Genomic DNA, 17349 nt, shown 5'->3' with positions numbered 1-17349 from the left:
ACCCGTATGTTATGTCAGGCGTTTAAAGCCGGAAACAGCCGGGGCCCCCCGAAGTCTTTTTGTAAGATCACCATTTGTAATTGCCCCGGAAATTTCCTTAAACACCTCATCAACCGCCGACAGATATTTCCCTACGTGATCATCCTCGTGGGCATACATGGCATAATACAGAGTAGACGCCAAAAATCCGCGGTGAAGCATCTCCTGGACGAAAAAGGCCTTTGCGGCCAGGTGATCGACATTTTTGAAAGCAAAATGACCCATCGGAAATATGCCGCCGATGTCGATATCCAGACCGTTTTTGTCGGCAAAAGATCGCCACCCTTCCTGAACCATTTTACCGAGGGCGATAAGTCGCGCGCCCGCATCAACGTCTCTGTGTTTCTGTATTGTTGCGATGGCCGCAGCGGGCCCCGTCCTCTCGGTCCAGTTCGTGCTGCTGATGAACGTCGTCTGGGCGGCTTCCATCACCGCGCCGGTCCCGATTATCGCGGCAATCGGGTAGCCGTTTCCCAGAGCCTTTGAGAATACCGCAACGTCGGGTCGGAGCCCAAGCGTCAGGTGGGCCCCTCCGGTATTCAGACGGAAACCGGCGGATACCTCATCCAGGATCAATACCGCGCCGATGTCGTCCACAATTGTTCTGACACCTTCAAGAAATTCAGCCGTCGGCGAGTCTCCACGAATCGGCTCCATCACAACGGCGGCAAGGCTCTTTCGCTGTGTCTCAACGATTTTTTTCAACTCATCGAGGTTGTTGTACCTGAAGGGAAACGCCGTTCCCTGCAGGCAGCGGGGGACACCGTTGGGATCGAGGCCGGACAGGAGATGTTCCCCCAGTGCGTCCTCCGTACCGAGGTTCGCCGCCAGATACCAGTCATGCCACCCGTGATATCCGCAAAACGCCACGTTATCCCGCCCCGTGTAAGCCCGGGCGATACGGACCGCCACCGCCATCGCCTCACCGCCTGTTCGCGTATATCGAACCATGTCGGCCCAGGGGTGCAGTTCACACAAGAGGTCCGCCAGGTCCACCTCCTCCGGGCAGTTGAGAGACGAGCTGCTGCCCTGGTCGATGGCTTGTTTGACCGCCGCATCCACGTCCGGATCGGCATACCCGAGCACATTGGCGCCGATCCCGGATATGCTCATATCGATATACCGATTATCATCGAGGTCCCATACCTCCGCCCCCCGAGCCTTCTTGAAGTACCCGGGCCATACTCCCAGAGAAAATTGGTCCGGCCTCTTGGACAGGAGTTGAGAAAGACCGGGAATTCTCTTTTTGGCCCTCTCCTGATATAAAAGAGACATCTTGTAATTGTCAATCATGGGCATTACCCTGTTACATTTTGTTGCAACGCTAAATTTAAATATCCCCCCTCATCCTGACGTTTCGGCCAGACGCGGCGTACACCACCATGCCCTGAGACGTTAACCGGTCCCCAATCCCTGCTGACTGTCAGTCGGGCATTGAAGGGCAAACTCGATGATTCTGGTCTTTATTTCACCGGGCAGCTCATTGGGATGGGAACCTGGGATAAGGAGCTTATTGATCAGCCTTTCCAAACCGTATTTCAGAAACGCTTTCTTGCACCCGTAGAACCGGATGCGGGATACAGCGTGCTTACTGCATGTTTTCGACTCACTGTAGAAATATAAGGCTGTTTTATGTCAGCTTCTTCCGTGCGGTCTTGGTATTCTCCTTGTGGTATACGGTTGGTTTTGGTTTTTACACCTGCAACCATGATCGGACGGCTGAACACCACCATCACGTCCATGCATGGAAGCGGCTCTTTATAACTAAGAATCAACTCCTCTTATCGGCCGCTCTGCCGGGGAAAATTGCAATAATACAATTCATGAATCACCGGGTATATCATCAAGAAGGCCCCAGTTCAACGGCGTGCCTTTCTTGATATCCATTGCCGCTCTCTTGTTCAATACCATGTCCAGAAATTTTGGATGGAGCCCGTGACCCGGACGTATTGAGCGGACGGTGCGTTTCGAAAATTGCTCGCCCTTTTTCATGTCTTGTGTGACAAACAACGAGCGCCTGTACGTTGAAATTTTTTCCTCATTCTCCATCACCTCATAGCGAATCGATCCCAGCGCCTTTTCTACTATTCTGACTCCATCAACCATTGCCTTGAATTCATCCGGCTCGAGGGAAAAGGCCCTGTCGAAGCTTGAGCTGTCTCGAGAAATAATAAAGTGTTTCTCGATAATGCACGCTCCAAGCGCCACGGCGGCGATGGGTATCTCTATTCCTAACGTGTGATCGGAAAGCCCGGTGGGGACTGAAAATGAATCTGCAAGATGAGGAATGGTCCTGATATTCATCTCTTCGGGAAGTGATGGATACGCGCTGGTACACTTCAGCAGGGCAAGCTCCTTACATCCCGCTCTGCGTAATGTCCTTACGGCTTCATCAATTTCACCCAGGCCGGCTGTACCGGTAGACATAATAACCGGTTTTTTCGTACGTGCGATCCTTTTGAGGAGAAAAAAATCAACGATTTCCAATGAAGCGATCTTATATGCGGGGACATTCATCTTCTCCAAAAAATCGACGGCGGTTTCATCAAACGGGCTTGAAAAAAGATCCATGCCCAGATCATTGGCGATTTTCTTTAGCTTCGGCTGCCACTCCCAGGGGGTGTAGGTTTGCCGATACAATCCATACAGGGTCATCCCGTCCCAGAGGGTTCCTTTTATCTGGAAGTATTCGTTATTGCAATCCATCGTTAATGTATCGGGAGTATATGTCTGAAGTTTTACGGCATCCGCTCCCGATGAATGCGCGGCATGTATTATCTCAACAGCCAGGTCATAATTCTGAATATGGTTTGCCGACATCTCCGCAATAATATATACCGGAAAGCCTTTCCCGACTTTTCTCTTCCCGATCTGAATATAATCCTTCATATCGTATTGCCTGAATTATTTATCTATTGACCGACCACTCGGGCACAGACATAAAACCATCACAAAAATCAACGGCCTCCTGAAAATAACGGCGAAACCGTATCTTTTTATATGGCTGACTCGTTATCTCCGGTTTCCATCCGAACTCAATATCGATTGACCATTCCAAATCCAAAAAACCACAGATCGCCCTCGCCGCCACCAGACTGGAAAAACGGGGGTTGATCTCTAAAAGCCGCGGTCCCTTCGAGCTGTTACGCAGCTGGACGTTGGCGCTCCCACGAAGGTGTGAGGCCCTCGCGACATTCATGGCATAATCCAGTACGTCTTTGTCATATGACGTCTCCGCATACCAGGAACACCCGACAGGTCCAAGATCTCGCTTGAATGCGATTGCAGACGAAAATTCGTCGCAAACGAAAACACCGACGGAAAACTCACCACCCGCATCATCAATATATTCCTGTATGATGGACGAGTCGTTACGCTCGAGGGCCGTTTTCAGCTGTCCTTCATTCTGTACAATCTGAATGGACCGGGAACCGCTGCTCGTTTTCGGCTTGACTATCGCGGGGAAACCGGATTCCTTGATGAATCCGGCGAGGGCTTCGGGATCGTTGACATCGGCAAAAGAAACCAGGTCTACGCTTTCCGAAAGCTGTTGCATGGATTGCAGTTTATCACGATGGATGTCAAACCATTTGGAAGGCTGGCAAATTATCGGGATATTTTCATCCAGCTGCGGGGGATCACCCAGACGGCTCAGGACGTGTATTTCAGGCTCACTGCCCGGCACAACCGCCTGAATCCCATATTCCCGGCATATTTTTATCAACGAATCCACATAGTCCGGGTTATCGGCTCGAGGAACGACATGAAATGTATCGACGATGAGCGAGCCTATTCCCGTATCATCGCAATCGGTACCATAACATTCAATGGTACGCCGAGAAAGGCGAAGCGCCTTTACAAGAGCTTGGCCGAGATCACCGCCGACGGCGGTAACCAGTACACGTAACGATTCACTCATAAGACTTCAAGACCTCCACAAGATACCGATTATCTGGATCGTTTTTCTTTGCATCTTCAATTATCACATGAGGATCATACTCGATTCTTTGATGTTCAACCTCCCCGGAATGCGTGTTCAGGAGCGCATATGATGCACTCAGGATTCGGTCCCGCGGCTGCCCGATGGATCCGGGATTGACGATCAGTTTGTCCTTATACGTAAGTTTCATTGGATAATGGGTATGACCCAGTAAAACGATATCAACATCCACATCACCGAAGCGCTCCAAGTCTTTGAAATCAGGATATACCCTCCCCTCAAGCGGGTCCCATGGCGCACCGTGATACATTCCGATCGTCACGTCTCCAAAAACTATTTTCCTATATTGGGGCATCGACATGATGATATGTCGGGCTCGCTCCGACGCATCATCCAGGGAGCGTTTCAGGGCGGAGCCGTATTTCTTCTCATACTCCGCATCGGGTTCCCGCCCCGACTCCATGCAATCGATGAATATCTGATCGTGGTTCCCTCTTACGCCGATGATCTGTTTTTCGTCCCAAATTCCTATACATTCCTCAACAAAAGGATAATAACCGCAGAGATCGCCGAGAAAGAGCATCTTTTCAACCCGGGAAGAAATCACATCCATCACCGCCCTGAAGGCCGGGAAGTTTCCATGGATATCCGAAATGATAGAGAGTATCATGCGGTTTCATCAACCCATGCCGGTTTTTGGGACCACATATATTCCATTTCATCTTCGAACGGGTGTAAGCAATCCAGTATTTCATCGCTCGGTTTAAAAAAAATCTCATCCTGATGACCGTCATCATTCCAGACAACCGACAATTTCGAGTCTTTTTGTTTATTCAGATAGTCGATAAAAGTTTTCGTGTCTATCATATCCTTGCCCGCCGCAAGAAACGTCCCATGTAAACGGTTCTTCGCTATATGTATCAGGCAATTGGATGCTTCCCTATATGATATATAATTCCTTTTACTGCCTGCTCGTGTAATAACGAGATCAGAATCATTGTGAGAATCCGTCGCGGCGGAGATCAGCAATTTGTTCCAAAAAAGAGTCGGTTTCCTCTGCCAACCCCAGATACCCGAAAATCTGATGATCGATCTGTTTTTTTCCGGCAATAACATCCTCCAAACATGTTCGGAGGTTAATTTCCCTATCCCATAATATGTTTCCGGGAAACACCCTGTCGTGTGATCTGCATATTCGCTTTGTTTATAGACACTGACACTGCTCACGAAGATGTTAAAACCAATTCCTTGAGATTTCGCCCATTCGGCAATATTGGTCGCCATCTCCACATTTTTGAATATACCCTCCCTTGAGTGCCAATCCATATACGCAGCGGCATGTATCAAGAGGGTATTATCGGGATGAGGTATGTCGTATGTCTGATTGAGTTGAGAGACGACATTATCATCACATAAATCAATTCCTTTTTCCTGTCTTGGAGATACAATCGGAATAATGGTTGCTTTCGGGTATGTCTTTTTCAAACATATCAACAACTCGGAACCGAGAAAACCGGACGCCCCCGTAACTATTACTGTATCTATCATCGACAATTGTGCCTTTTAAAAAGTATCCAGATTCTTCATCAATCAATATCATTCCCGGTATGAAGCGAAGACCGTACATTCCCTCCCGACTCCAATCTGTGCGAGAGAAACATAAAGACTTCTTCTGAGATCTCCCGGAATGGACATTTCAAATCTTCTTCTTTTCTTATGACATGCGCTCCCAACATCCGGTTTATTGATATAGTTGTCTCCAGACAGCAAGAAGAATTCCATGGGGAAATCCGCCACCTTTTCAATAATATGGAATCCCATTTTGTTTAAAAATAATTCAATGGAAGAAAAATCAAAATAATTTATATGGTCGGGAACCTGTACCCACCATTTTTTTTCGTCAATGACCTGTTCCGCCAACTCCTGGAAACGTGAAAAATCATTCGGAATCTTGATACATACAATTCCAGATGACGGCTTCAATACCTTCTTTGTCATGTTGAGAAACTCGTCGGGACGGGGTACATGCTCAAGAACATTCATGAGCAAGATCACGTCGTATTTTTTGTGCGCTTCGGGACAATCGGCAACAAAATCCTCAAAAAAACAATGCTGAATTCGGATTCCCTTCTCCTTGACAATATACTCAGTTGCCTCCTGCGACGGTTCAACGCCTTCACAATCCCACCCGCGGTCGGAAAGGTAGGCCAGGAAATCCCCGGTGCCGCAACCAACCTCAAGCAGTGATCTACTCTCCTCAGCCAAATTGGTCCGTAATATGTGCTCAATATCAGTATATACCGTCTGCTCCAGCCAATTGATCTCAAGCTGTGTTTCCGTATCCCGCTCAAGCAGTCTTTTCATAGAAACTCCCCGGTTATCTGAAACCAAGGAATAGTATGTATCATAATAATGTTTTCTTAGTTCTTCGTCCGTGGGTACAGGATCAATCCGTTTAAAACCATACTTTGGGTCGGTAATTACCTTATATTCCGCTACCTTCATGAAAGGCTCTCCTCTGCCCGGACAACACTAAAAAACTCAGCCTGACTTTTCTCTCCATCGAGTGACGTGACAAATCCTTCGTTTCTCACACTACCGGGCGCACATTAAAAACTTTTGATAATTTAAAAAAACACTTCATATCAAAATTTTGAAGGAGTCTTGTACTCTCACATATCAACTCTTTCTCCACCAAATCAAATTATTACTCTATCGCATGCACATGTCCATGTCTTAAAACGACATATCTCTTTCTCAAATACGAGGAACAATTGCTCCACTTATTCATGGCCGCACAAGTGTCGCAGCAATTGAACATCATCTATAACATCTAAAAGGCCTGGTTTCTTGTTTTTCGGAGTTTCGAGCGTTATCCATGCGTCTTTTGGGATGTGAGACAACAAAGCCGGGAAATCATAATCACCATCCCCGATATTCAAATGATGATCGACATTACCGTCGGTATAACTATCGCACAGATGATATAGTGTCGGCCCGAGAGAAATAAAGCTATCGATCAACTCGAGCGCATCGATCCCGAGTGTATTCGCGGCGATAATCGCGTGCGAAATATCCAGGCAGAACCTCATACCGAGCTCATCGAGAATCGTTTTGATATCTTCCGGGGTAACACCAACACAGAAAGCATCATTCAAGCCACATACCGGCTTGTTTTCGATGATCAAGGTGTTCCTGTCAAACCGACTGATCTGGCGGATCAATTCGTCGATTGTTCCCCCCGTTCCTCCGTGTATAATTGCTCCCCGGGCGTCGAGGCGCTTCGCAAAGGTTATTGCCTCATCCAGCGACTTCCGATTACCCTCTTCAAACTCCCGAAGGGATAGATTCACTCGGTGGGAATAATGAGGGGCGTGCACAAAAATCGGGGCGTCAATTTTCTTCCAGAGTGATACATAATCCGCGCTGGAACCCGGAACATAATAGATTTCCAGAAAATCACAATATCCCTCTGAGATAAGAATCTGTGCCGGTTGAAAATACTCTTTATTGATCGACCATATTTTCAAACCGATTTTATAATCGTCCATTCTATATGCTGTGTTCTTTTTTCTTTTCGACCGATTACAATAAACGAGTATGTCAGGAACTGAAAACCCGCTGAATCTCTTCTATGATATGTTCTTGCTGTTCGCGGGTCAATTTCGGAAAAATCGGCAGCGACAGCTCTTTTTCATAGAATCGCTCCGCGTTCGGATAATCGCCCGGCGAATATCCGAATTTTTTACGGTAATATCCCAAATAATGGACCGGGATGTAATGTACCTGACTCCCGATTCCCTTATCTCTCAACAATAGCATCAACTCTCCACGCGTCAAACCGATCGCATCATAATCAATTAATACCGGAAACAGATGGTAGGCATGGTTTCGATCTTCAAAAGTCGCCTGGAGAGCCAGGTGATCCAAATCAGAAAACGCTTCGGTATATACTGATGCAATCTTTCTCCGTTTTTCAAGAAACGTCTCCAGTTTTTGCAGCTGGTGCATACCCAATGCGCATTGAAAGTCGGTGATTCTAAAGTTATACCCGACCTCTTCGATTTCGTAGTACCACGGATTGACGTTCCCCGTATTATCTTGAGCCAGCTCCGGATACTTGAAGTGTTCATGGTCTTTTTCCATACCGTGAGACCGAAGCTTGATCAACTTTTTATATATATTTTCATCGTTCGTCGTTATCGCCCCTCCTTCACCGGTGGTGATGTGTTTCACCGGATGAAAGCTGAAAACCGACATGTCCGAGTGGGCACACGCCCCAACCATGTACCATGTTCCATCATGCCGGTACTGTGCACCAAGGGCGTGACAGCTGTCCTCAATGACAACAAGGTCGTTTTCCCGGGCGATATCGTATATCCCGGGGATATCACAGGTGAGCCCGGAATAATGAACGGGGATAACCGCGCGTGCGCTCCCGTTGTTTTTTCTCTCTGAGAGGTATTCCTCCAGGGCATCGGCGTTCATGCATCCCGTGTCAATCTCGATATCCACAAAGCGTGGGCGGGCATTGACGAATATGGAACAGTTCGCCGACGCCGAAAAGGTAAGGGGAGAGGTGATGACGTCATCTCCGGGGCCGATTCCGGCGGCCAAACATGCGAGATGCAGCGCCGCCGTCCCGGATGAACACACAACGGCGTATTTCACTCCCAGGTAATTCCGCAGTTTATCTTCAAACTGTTCGACTGCCGGGCCGGTGGTAATGAGGGTTGAGCGAAGAATCTCTACAACGGACTCAATATCGTCTTCTTCTATCGTTTGGCAGCCATATGGAATTATTTCGGGATCGTTCATCTCATTTTATTTTCATATAGGTGGTATCAATACCAACCGGTTCTTCGGGATACAGCTCCTCGATCATGCTTCTCATCTGTTCAGCCGTCAGCCATTGAGTGTTGTTCCCGCTGTTGTATTCAAATCCTTCCGGGACTTCCGCACCGTTACTCCATGACTCGTAATGAAAAAATTTCATATCGGGCTGGACAACGTAAAATTCATCAAATTCAACGGCGTTTCTCGACTCCTCCCGGGGAAGGAGCACCTCGTGTATTTTTTCTCCGGGCCGAATGCCCACAACCTTCAATTCGCACTCGGGGCCGATGGCACGGGCCAGGTCAACAATTTTCATGCTCGGGATTTTGGGGATAAAAAGCTCACCGCCCTTCATTCTCTCCAGGCTTGCAAGAACGAAATCAACACCCCGCTGGAGGGTGATCCAGAACCGCGTCATGCGCTCATCCGTAATCGGAAGCACCCCGTTCTTTCGCTCCTCGAGGAAAAACGGGATAACGCTTCCCCGAGAGCCGAACACATTGCCGTACCTGACGTTGGCGAAACGCGTATTTCCGCTGCTCGCATATGTATTGGCCGCGATGAACAGCTTGTCGGCGCAGAGCTTGGTGGCGCCGTACAGGTTGATTGGATTCGCAGCCTTGTCCGTCGAAAGGGCGATGATTTTCTTTATCCCCTGGTCGATGGCGACATTAATGATATTCTCCGCGCCGATGATGTTCGTCTTGATCGCCTCAAATGGGTTGTACTCGCAGGATGGAACCTGCTTGAGGGCGGCGGCGTGAATGACATAATCAACATTGTGAAACGCCCTGTGCAGCCGCTCTTTATCCCGCACATCGCCGATAAAATATCGAAGACAAGGATATTTCTCCACGCTGAACACCTGTGACATCTCAAACTGTTTCAGCTCGTCCCTGCTGAAAATGATAAGTCTTCTCGGTTCATATCGGGAAAGAATGGTTTGAACGCATTTTTTCCCGAACGATCCGGTCCCACCGGTGATAAGTATCGTTTTACCGTTTAACAATGTTTTTCTCCATTCCGGTACATGGTAAGTGGAATGAACATCGGTTTTTCATGCACAATACAAAAAACTTTACCAGGAAACCACTGCGAGTTCATCCTGGTATGAAACATAACGCCCATCTTCATCCCATATACCGATACTACCATAAATATGACACGTTTAACATCTCCTGTTCCACAATTGAGAGAGCGAAAGCCCCCCCATTTTTCACCGGAACAAGAGAAACGTCATCTTCTCTTCTTTCAATGCTATCAATCGAATATTTCCCACATATCCCGATCAACGCACCTCTCAATACATACGGCGCATGTCATTCCGAGAGGATCGGGTCCCGCGGTCGAAGCAGTCGCCGATCCATCACATCGACGAACAGATCGCTCTCGACCATCCACTCATGGTACTCTCTCGCGAACAGAGACGTCGGGACGAGAGAACCCGATAGAATAAAAGCGATTCTTTGCTATTTCGCTAATATCCCAGCACTTTTGATGTTCACTTATTGAATTTTAACCGCTCTCTTGTATCGTGTCAAACAAAAAAAGTTGCCGCACACGATCAAAAAAGCCAAGTACCGGGAAATCCTCATGTCTCCTTCATGATTACCGTGAGATCCCGCGTGGCAACGCGAAACGGCGCTATACGGCCGTTTTTTCATCCATGTCGGCAACGCTTCCATCGGCGATAATACTCATGTATGGTGTATCCGCGCCAGAACCGTACATGGTGAGGCGTCGGCGCCGGTCACACGAAGCGGGCTGATGATACAGCACACAATGGTGCTGTGACGATCTATCGAAGAGAGATCGAGATCCTCCAAAAGGAGGATGGGGTTTTCATGGTCCAGAAACCGCTTATGCGTCTCCCTCCCAAGGGGGCGGTCCCTCCATGATGAGACCGATATTGAGTCGAATCCGATGACTCTGACGGACCGAAGCTCCGATCGGATATAATCCGCGGTTTCCGGCAGAAACACCGGCCCCTCATAGATATAGGAGTCCTTATCTCTGAGGTCGGAAAAACCTGTTTTAAATATCAAAAGGTCGGTTTGATCGGGCACCCCCGCCTTTTCCAATTCACCGCGCCCGATCGTCATCTCACCCTTCGTTGTTTCAACGCACACAACACAGACCGAGGTGAATATCCAGAAAGAAGCCGGATAGTCATCGACGGTTTTTCCGTTGTGTGCAAAATGCCTGGGGGCGTCGATGTGCGTTCCCAGGTGATTTGAGAGGGCCCATTGCGATGTGTTGCAGGTATCTCCATTCTCCATCGATCGAACGGACTCTATCTGTATGGATTCACCGCCGCCGTATGCGGGCGTCCGCCCGTCCAACAGATACGAAAGAAAAATCCATTCATCCATACCGCTCACCGGATACTTTTACACTAAAAGAATGAAACCCGTGCATATCCGTCATCTCTCAATACACATCGACCCGCGCACGTTTCCCTCCCCCTTTTATCGCCCCGTCCCTTCGGCGATCTATTCACTCATTTCCCGTTCAGCCCATCCAACCCCGCAAGGAGCAACTGCACTGCGTCGTGCTCCATCTTCACCCGCGCCTCCAGTGCATACGACCCGATATGTGGGGTCAGGATCACGTTATCCAGGGCCGTCAGCGGGCCGCTGTACGGCTCCCGGCTGAAGACATCCAGCGCAGCCCCGCGAATACGGCCGCTTTGAAGCGCGTCGATGAGCGCCGTCTCATCAATAAGCGTGCCCCGGGAACAATTTATCAGCCATGCGCCCTCTTTCACCACGGCCGTTTCCTCTTTCCCGATGATGGGAGCGTCCCCGCCGGAAGCATGTATGGTGACGATATCCGATGTTTTGAGCAGCTCCACAAGCGAAAGTTTCGTCGCACCGGGAAAAGACGCTTCCACGACGGGATCGAAAAAAGAAATATCGCAGCCGAGTTTCTGAAACAGCTCCCCCACCTTCATGCCGATCTTACCGTACCCGATGATTCCGACCCGTTTCCCAAAAAGGAGGTTTCCCATCCTCTTTTCCCACGTCCCGCCCTTCATGTGACCGTTCATCAGGGCGATATTTCTCAACAGCGAGAGCGCCAGGGCGATTGTCAGTTCCGCCACAGCAAGAACGGGACCGTCGGGTGTGTTGGTAACGGCGATTCCCGCTTTTTCTGCCGCCTCCATATCCACATTATCCATTCCGGTCCCGAGCCTCACGATCACCTTGAGATCGGAAAGGGAATTCAGCACCCCGAGGCTGAGCGACTCCGTGCCCGCAATAAGGCCGACCGACCCCCCGGCAAGGTCGATCACCTCCTGTTCGGAAAGGGTTCTTCCAAACGGATTCAACACGACCGTATACCCCCTGGCCTCAAGAGATTCGAGGGGGGCTCTGTCATACGCACCGAATGTTGATGTTGAAACGGTAATCTTTTTCATACCCTACCACACGATGGTTACTGTAGACACTCTTCATTTTCGTTTCGAGATGATATCAGGAAGATTCCCCGGAATTGTCGGGATATCTCCTTCATGCCGCGGCAGTCTGTGCGATCCATTATTCAAGATACGGATGACATCGACGCTCAGGAACGCGACACGTTCCTCCTCCAATAGTCCAGAAGCTCCCGTATCGTCTGCTCAAAGGGGATGTTCGTCTTCCATCCCGTTCGGGCCGTAAGCTTCGACGGATCGCCGATCTGGGACGAGATGTCCTCTTTTGCATTTCTCTCCCGCCCGGATTCCGTCTCCACGTCAAAGGAGATCGAAGACGCTTCCCTGAGCACATCGATAATACATGCTATCGGCCTGCCGGTGCCGCTGCAGACATTATATATCCCGCCTCGCTCGCCCTTTTCGATGAGTCCGAAATATGCGCGCACAACATCCCGCGTGTCCGTAAAATCCCTCACGATGTCCGTCCGCCCGACCTTCAAAAGGGGAGGCGCCTCACCACCCTCCATCCGCGCCACCTGGACGGCCAGGCTGGACGACACCATCCTGGTATGCTCTCCCGGGGCGGTATTGTTGAAGGTCCGTGCGATAACGATTTCCTGATCGTATTTCCCGGCGAAATAGGTGCACAGCTGCTCGGACAACAGCTTCGTGACTCCGTAAAACGTCACGGGCCCCAGGGGGGAGTCTTCGGCAACCGTCTTTCGAATACCCGCGTCATACACCGCGGAAGAGGAGGAAAAGAGAATCCGGGATTTCTTGTTTTGAGCCAGCGCCGTCTCGAGAACATGCAGCGTTCCCTTCACATTGCAATCCAAAAAATCGGCGCTGCCGCCCGCAGCCCCGCCGCCCGAGATCATCGCCCCGAGATGAAAGACCAGATGAGGAGACGATATCTTAAAAGATTCGATCACATCACTCGGATTGGTAATGTCTCCGGTAATGATCTTGAGCCCCTCAGGGACAAGGTCGTCGTCACGGCCGTCCCTGACGTCCATTCCAAATACACGATATCCCTTCTCAATGAGGTGTCGAGCCAGATATACTCCGGCCAGTCCCAGTGCCCCGGTGATGAGCGCTCGTTTCATCCTGATGCGGCCCTACGTAAGGAAGATATTCGTGTGCGCCTGAAAAGAGACAACGGCCTCCTCGTAATCTTCAACCCTGCCGATATCAAACCAGACGCCGTCGAAATCATACGACATGACCCTTTCATCGGCGGCGACCAATGACGTGAAGAGGTCCGGGAAATCCAACGGCGCCCCCTTTGTGATATATGTGAGAACGGAGACATTCATGGCATAGACGCCCATTGAGACACGATACGTCAGTGTGGGTTTCTCGATATATTTCGTCACACGATTTTGTTCCGTTTCCAAAATCCCGAGGGTTATCTCAACCTTCTTTTCATATGAAGAGACAGTGGCCATTGCGCCGGATTGCTTGTGCTGTTCCATCAACAGCGCAAAATTCAGATCCGTGAGGATATCCCCATTTATCACAAGGAAATCGTCCGACAGGTCGTCGATCAGGCCTATCGGACCCGCTGTTCCAAGGGGGCTGTCCTCTATCGAATAATCGATCTTCACGCCCCATCGTGATCCATCACCAAAGAACGTCTGTATCAGGGACGCAAGATGACCGACGGCCATCGTTATATGGGTAAAACCGCATCGCTTGAGCTGGAGGATGATTATTTCCAGGATCGGGCGATCGCCGACCGGCATCAGCGGTTTGGGCAAAATCGCGGTATACGGCATGAGCCTCTTCCCTTTACCTCCGGCAAGAATTACCGCTCTCACGAGAAGCTCCTTTTGCTCCTACACATTATATATTTCCGGTTTGAAGAGAGAGAGATTGTCCCGGATATACGCATAACACCTCTCCAATCCCTCCCTCAGTTCGACACGGGGCTCCCATCCGAGAAGCGCCTTGGCTTTGGTGTTGTCCGCTATCAACTGTGTTACTTCGCTCTTCTCGGGCCTCACACGACTTTCATCGGATACCACGGACACGTCTTTTCCCGAAATCTCGATAATCATCCGCGCCAAATCGCCGATGGTGATGCCCTTGCCGTATCCCAGATTTATCGTTTCGCCCTCGGCCTCCTGTGAGGACGCCGCGAGCATGTATCCCCGGGCGGTATCGGACACGTACAGCAGATCACGTATCGGCGTTGTCAGCCCCAGTTTAATCTCAGGAAATCCCGAAACGACCTGGGAGATGATCGTCGGAATGACCGCCCGGGCGCTTTGCCTGGGGCCGTAATTATTGAACGGACGAACGGTCACGACCGGCATATCGAAGGATCGGTAATAACTCTCGACAATCTTATCGGCGGCGATTTTTGAGGCGGAATACGGCGATTGCCCGACAAGGGGATGTTTCTCGTCTATCGGAACATACTGCGCCGAACCGTATGTCTCGGACGTCGACGTGTGAACGACCCGGGCGCCGGTTTCCCTGGCCGCCTCCATGACGTTCAGGGTGCCCGTGACGTTCACGGCGACGTACGACGCCGGCGCCGTGTACGAATATGGGATCCCGATGAGCGCGGCAAGATGAAAGATTATCTCACTATCGAGGGCAGCGGTGCGAACGCTGAAAGGATCGGTGACGTCTCCTGCAAAGACATTCACCTCCTTTCGGATCTCTTCTTCCAGCAGTTCAAGATTACCCCAGTCGTTCCTGCTGTTGTAGTGGACGAATCCGATTACGGACGCGCCTTCACGCACCAGGGCTTCGGTCACATGGCTTCCGATAAAACCGCCGGCGCCGGTCACCAAAACACGCTTCCCGGTAAGATTCCCCATAATCACCATCCACGATGTATAATTACGACGCAATCATCATCTCAATGAGACATCAACCGATGATCCCCGCCCGCGTACCTTTCCGACAATCATAAGAAAAGCACCCACTCCCCTCTCCCCCCACGACACACGATTGACATAAAAGACTTTCATCAATTCAAGACGGCCCGACAATTCGACTACACGTGGGAATCATGCATACACCCTTCCAGCGATCCGATGTACCCCCGCCGCTTTTTTCTTTGCATCATGTCCCATATTGTGTTGACTACCCTATACCCCCTCAGGCCAAAAAGGGTCAGGAGTCTTTTTTTCGTCCGTATCATCCGGTTTTCACTATAGCCCGCGGCGATCACAAGGGCCTGTGCGGCGCTCTTTTTATCGCCCGCCGAGACATAATACCGCGACAGACCGAGATACTGTTGAGATTTGTGCTCGGCAATAGCGGCGGAAACCCGTGGATCACCCGCCTTTTTTTCCCATGTGTCAAGAATATCAAGGGTCTCATTGATGAGGACGCTTACATTGCCCAGCGATGTGCTGTCATCATATATGCGGTAGTAGAACAACGGTTTGTCGACATAATCAATAGGGTATTTTGCGGCGATCCTGAGGGATAAATCATAATCCTGGGGGATCTTGTACTTTTTATCAAAATAACCGACTTCGTCAAAGACGTCTCGACGGACCACTATTGAAGAAAGCGAGATGAAATTTCCCCTCAAGAGATCCACCAGGGCGTCTCCCCGGTGAAAGCGATTCTCCTGTGTCTCTTTATATACGGAAGACCCCTTCAGATAATAAAAATCGGAAAATACAAGGCCCGGTGAGGGATCACGATCGAAAAGCGCCATTTGCTCTTCGAGCTTGTGCGGTAACCAGACATCATCGTGGTCCAGAAAGGCGATATGCGTTCCGGAGGCGGCCTGAATGCCCCGATTACGGGCCGCGGAAGCGCCCGCATTGTCCTGGCTGATATAATGAATGTGTTCCTTGAAAAGGAGTATCTCTCTCTCGCTGTCATCCTTTGACCCATCGTTCACCACAATGATCTCCTTATCAGGATAGGTCTGGTCGACGGCGCTTTGTATGGCGGCCCCGATATACTGCTGTGCATTATACACCGGGACGACGATACTCACGGTATTCTTAGCCATGATCACTCTCTCGCATGAATACCAATCCCTCCCGCATCCCGCGGGGGCGAACCCCCAGATCGGAAATCATCTTGGAGACATCATATGACGTATCGACGGGCCGGGGAGCGATCGCCTGGAAAAAAGAATTCTTCACCGGACTCAGCAAATCGACATCGAGATCGAAAACCTCCGCCGTCATCACACCCATTTCGTAGCGGTTGAGCCGCTCGCCCCCGGCGATGTGATAGAGTCCGGATTTCTCTTCCTCGATAATCTTTTTGATCGCCATCGAACAGTCATCCACGAGGAGGGGATTGGCATATATATCATCGACAAGCTTGATCTGTATTCCCTCTCTCAACTGCACCAACAGCCAGGTAACGGGATTCTGACGCTCCTGTGGGTGATTCCAGCCGTACATGAGAATCGGCCGGACAATGGTATGATTCGTCCCCGCCTGAGAGACGATTCTCTCGCCCTCGACCTTCGTCTTGCCGTACATATTTATGGGATGAGTCGGGTCTTCCTCCCGGTAGGGGGCGTTTTCCCCGTCGAAAACGGCATTGGTGGACGTGAAAATCACCCTGGCGTCTATCTTTCGCGCCGCATCAACGATGTTTTTCGTCCCCTCAACATTTACCTTCCGCCCCTGTTCCCGGTTCTTCTCCACCCAGTCCACATTCCCGCACGAGGCGGTATGAACGATTACATCCGGTTTCACCTCGCCAAGGATATCGAAAACACGCTCCCGCTCTGTGATATCAAGGAGATAATGGGGAATATGATCACGGTCGACGGGAACGGCGGGAAAGTGACTGCAGAAAAGAGTATGTTTCTCTTCAAGGTACGTTATTAAGTTTCTTCCGAGAAGTCCCGTACCGCCCGTAATGAATATCCTCATCGTTTCACTCTCTTTTTCTTTTTTATACGTTTCGCGATATCCCGCCGGAGTCCCGATCACACCTGTCTTGAAGTCACGGCCCGGAGCTGAGAATCAACTCGGAACCTTTTCAAACAAAAAAGATATAATGTAACACTGCATTCCCTCTTGAGTCAAACAGTTTATGGATTTCACCGAGGGAGTCGATACTCATCGGATTGTACCGGGCCTGATTGCTCCATAACGACCCGAGTGTACACAGTGAA

The 17349-nt window shown here is 50.0% G+C and carries 18 protein-coding genes; 1 reads left to right on the top strand and 17 read right to left on the bottom strand.

The annotated features are described in order from the left end of the window. Nucleotides 1-9: 9 nt before the first annotated feature. The 4 genes from JW885_07475 to JW885_07460 all read right to left on the bottom strand — a co-directional run bounded on the left by JW885_07475 (nucleotide 10) and on the right by JW885_07460 (nucleotide 3595). Nucleotides 10-1338 carry an aminotransferase class III-fold pyridoxal phosphate-dependent enzyme gene (locus tag JW885_07475; protein MBN1881996.1) on the bottom strand — a complete coding sequence of 443 codons (1329 nt, stop codon included), beginning with the start codon at nucleotides 1336-1338 and terminating at the stop codon, nucleotides 10-12. Nucleotides 1339-1577: 239 nt separating this feature from the next. Then, the gene (locus JW885_07470) at nucleotides 1578-1781 is read right to left on the bottom strand and encodes a hypothetical protein (GenBank protein MBN1881995.1); all 204 of its coding nucleotides are present in this window, start codon (nucleotides 1779-1781) and stop codon (nucleotides 1578-1580) included. Between the two features lie 79 nt (nucleotides 1782-1860). Then, the gene (gene pseI / locus JW885_07465; GenBank protein MBN1881994.1) at nucleotides 1861-2928 is read right to left on the bottom strand and encodes a pseudaminic acid synthase; all 1068 of its coding nucleotides are present in this window, start codon (nucleotides 2926-2928) and stop codon (nucleotides 1861-1863) included. Between the two features lie 19 nt (nucleotides 2929-2947). Next, nucleotides 2948-3595: an ATP-grasp domain-containing protein gene (locus JW885_07460; GenBank protein ID MBN1881993.1), complete on the bottom strand. Its 648-nt coding sequence runs from the start codon at nucleotides 3593-3595 to the stop codon at nucleotides 2948-2950. Nucleotides 3596-3613: 18 nt separating this feature from the next. On the opposite strand from JW885_07460, the gene JW885_07455 reads away from it, so the two are divergent. Continuing rightward, on the top strand, nucleotides 3614-3946 hold the full coding sequence (locus JW885_07455) for a hypothetical protein (protein ID MBN1881992.1): 333 nt from the start codon (nucleotides 3614-3616) through the stop codon (nucleotides 3944-3946). Between the two features lie 4 nt (nucleotides 3947-3950). Here JW885_07455 and JW885_07450 read toward each other — a convergent pair whose 3' ends face one another. The 13 genes from JW885_07450 to JW885_07390 all read right to left on the bottom strand — a co-directional run bounded on the left by JW885_07450 (nucleotide 3951) and on the right by JW885_07390 (nucleotide 17104). Next, nucleotides 3951-4649 (bottom strand): metallophosphoesterase family protein, encoded by a 699-nt coding sequence (locus tag JW885_07450; protein ID MBN1881991.1) that lies wholly within the window; start codon nucleotides 4647-4649, stop codon nucleotides 3951-3953. After that, nucleotides 4646-5527, bottom strand: coding sequence for an NAD(P)-dependent oxidoreductase (locus tag JW885_07445; GenBank protein MBN1881990.1), 882 nt, complete (start codon nucleotides 5525-5527; stop codon nucleotides 4646-4648). The genes JW885_07450 and JW885_07445 overlap by 4 nt, the downstream gene beginning before the upstream one ends. Nucleotides 5528-5575: 48 nt before the next feature. After that, nucleotides 5576-6484: a class I SAM-dependent methyltransferase gene (locus JW885_07440; protein MBN1881989.1), complete on the bottom strand. Its 909-nt coding sequence runs from the start codon at nucleotides 6482-6484 to the stop codon at nucleotides 5576-5578. 278 nt (nucleotides 6485-6762) lie between these two features. Further along, a complete protein-coding gene (locus JW885_07435) occupies nucleotides 6763-7530 on the bottom strand; it encodes a TIM barrel protein (GenBank protein ID MBN1881988.1) in 768 nt (255 codons plus the stop codon). A gap of 52 nt (nucleotides 7531-7582) precedes the next feature. Beyond that, a complete protein-coding gene (gene pseC, locus JW885_07430) occupies nucleotides 7583-8797 on the bottom strand; it encodes a UDP-4-amino-4,6-dideoxy-N-acetyl-beta-L-altrosamine transaminase (protein MBN1881987.1) in 1215 nt (404 codons plus the stop codon). Between the two features lies 1 nt (nucleotide 8798). After that, on the bottom strand, nucleotides 8799-9824 hold the full coding sequence (gene pseB, locus JW885_07425; GenBank protein ID MBN1881986.1) for a UDP-N-acetylglucosamine 4,6-dehydratase (inverting): 1026 nt from the start codon (nucleotides 9822-9824) through the stop codon (nucleotides 8799-8801). 688 nt (nucleotides 9825-10512) lie between these two features. After that, the gene (locus JW885_07420) at nucleotides 10513-11187 is read right to left on the bottom strand and encodes a cyclase family protein (GenBank protein ID MBN1881985.1); all 675 of its coding nucleotides are present in this window, start codon (nucleotides 11185-11187) and stop codon (nucleotides 10513-10515) included. Nucleotides 11188-11315: 128 nt separating this feature from the next. Continuing rightward, nucleotides 11316-12236, bottom strand: a complete 921-nt coding sequence (locus JW885_07415) for a phosphoglycerate dehydrogenase (GenBank protein ID MBN1881984.1) — start codon at nucleotides 12234-12236, stop codon at nucleotides 11316-11318. A 146-nt stretch (nucleotides 12237-12382) separates the two neighbouring features. Continuing rightward, nucleotides 12383-13339 carry an NAD-dependent epimerase/dehydratase family protein gene (locus tag JW885_07410; GenBank protein MBN1881983.1) on the bottom strand — a complete coding sequence of 319 codons (957 nt, stop codon included), beginning with the start codon at nucleotides 13337-13339 and terminating at the stop codon, nucleotides 12383-12385. Between the two features lie 12 nt (nucleotides 13340-13351). Then, the gene (locus tag JW885_07405) at nucleotides 13352-14053 is read right to left on the bottom strand and encodes an NTP transferase domain-containing protein (protein MBN1881982.1); all 702 of its coding nucleotides are present in this window, start codon (nucleotides 14051-14053) and stop codon (nucleotides 13352-13354) included. Nucleotides 14054-14071: 18 nt separating this feature from the next. Then, a complete protein-coding gene (locus tag JW885_07400; GenBank protein ID MBN1881981.1) occupies nucleotides 14072-15073 on the bottom strand; it encodes a GDP-mannose 4,6-dehydratase in 1002 nt (333 codons plus the stop codon). Between the two features lie 170 nt (nucleotides 15074-15243). Next, entirely contained in the window at nucleotides 15244-16221 is a 978-nt protein-coding gene (locus JW885_07395) for a glycosyltransferase (protein ID MBN1881980.1), read from the bottom strand. Further along, nucleotides 16214-17104: an SDR family oxidoreductase gene (locus JW885_07390; protein MBN1881979.1), complete on the bottom strand. Its 891-nt coding sequence runs from the start codon at nucleotides 17102-17104 to the stop codon at nucleotides 16214-16216. Before JW885_07390 ends, JW885_07395 begins: the two co-directional genes overlap by 8 nt. Nucleotides 17105-17349 lie beyond the last annotated feature (245 nt).

This window comes from Candidatus Zymogenaceae bacterium (genome assembly GCA_016931225.1).
Taxonomy (GTDB): Bacteria; Desulfobacterota; Zymogenia; order Zymogenales; family Zymogenaceae; genus JAFGFE01.
Note: the sequence above shows the minus strand (reverse complement) of the source record. Positions and strands in the feature narration are given on the sequence as shown.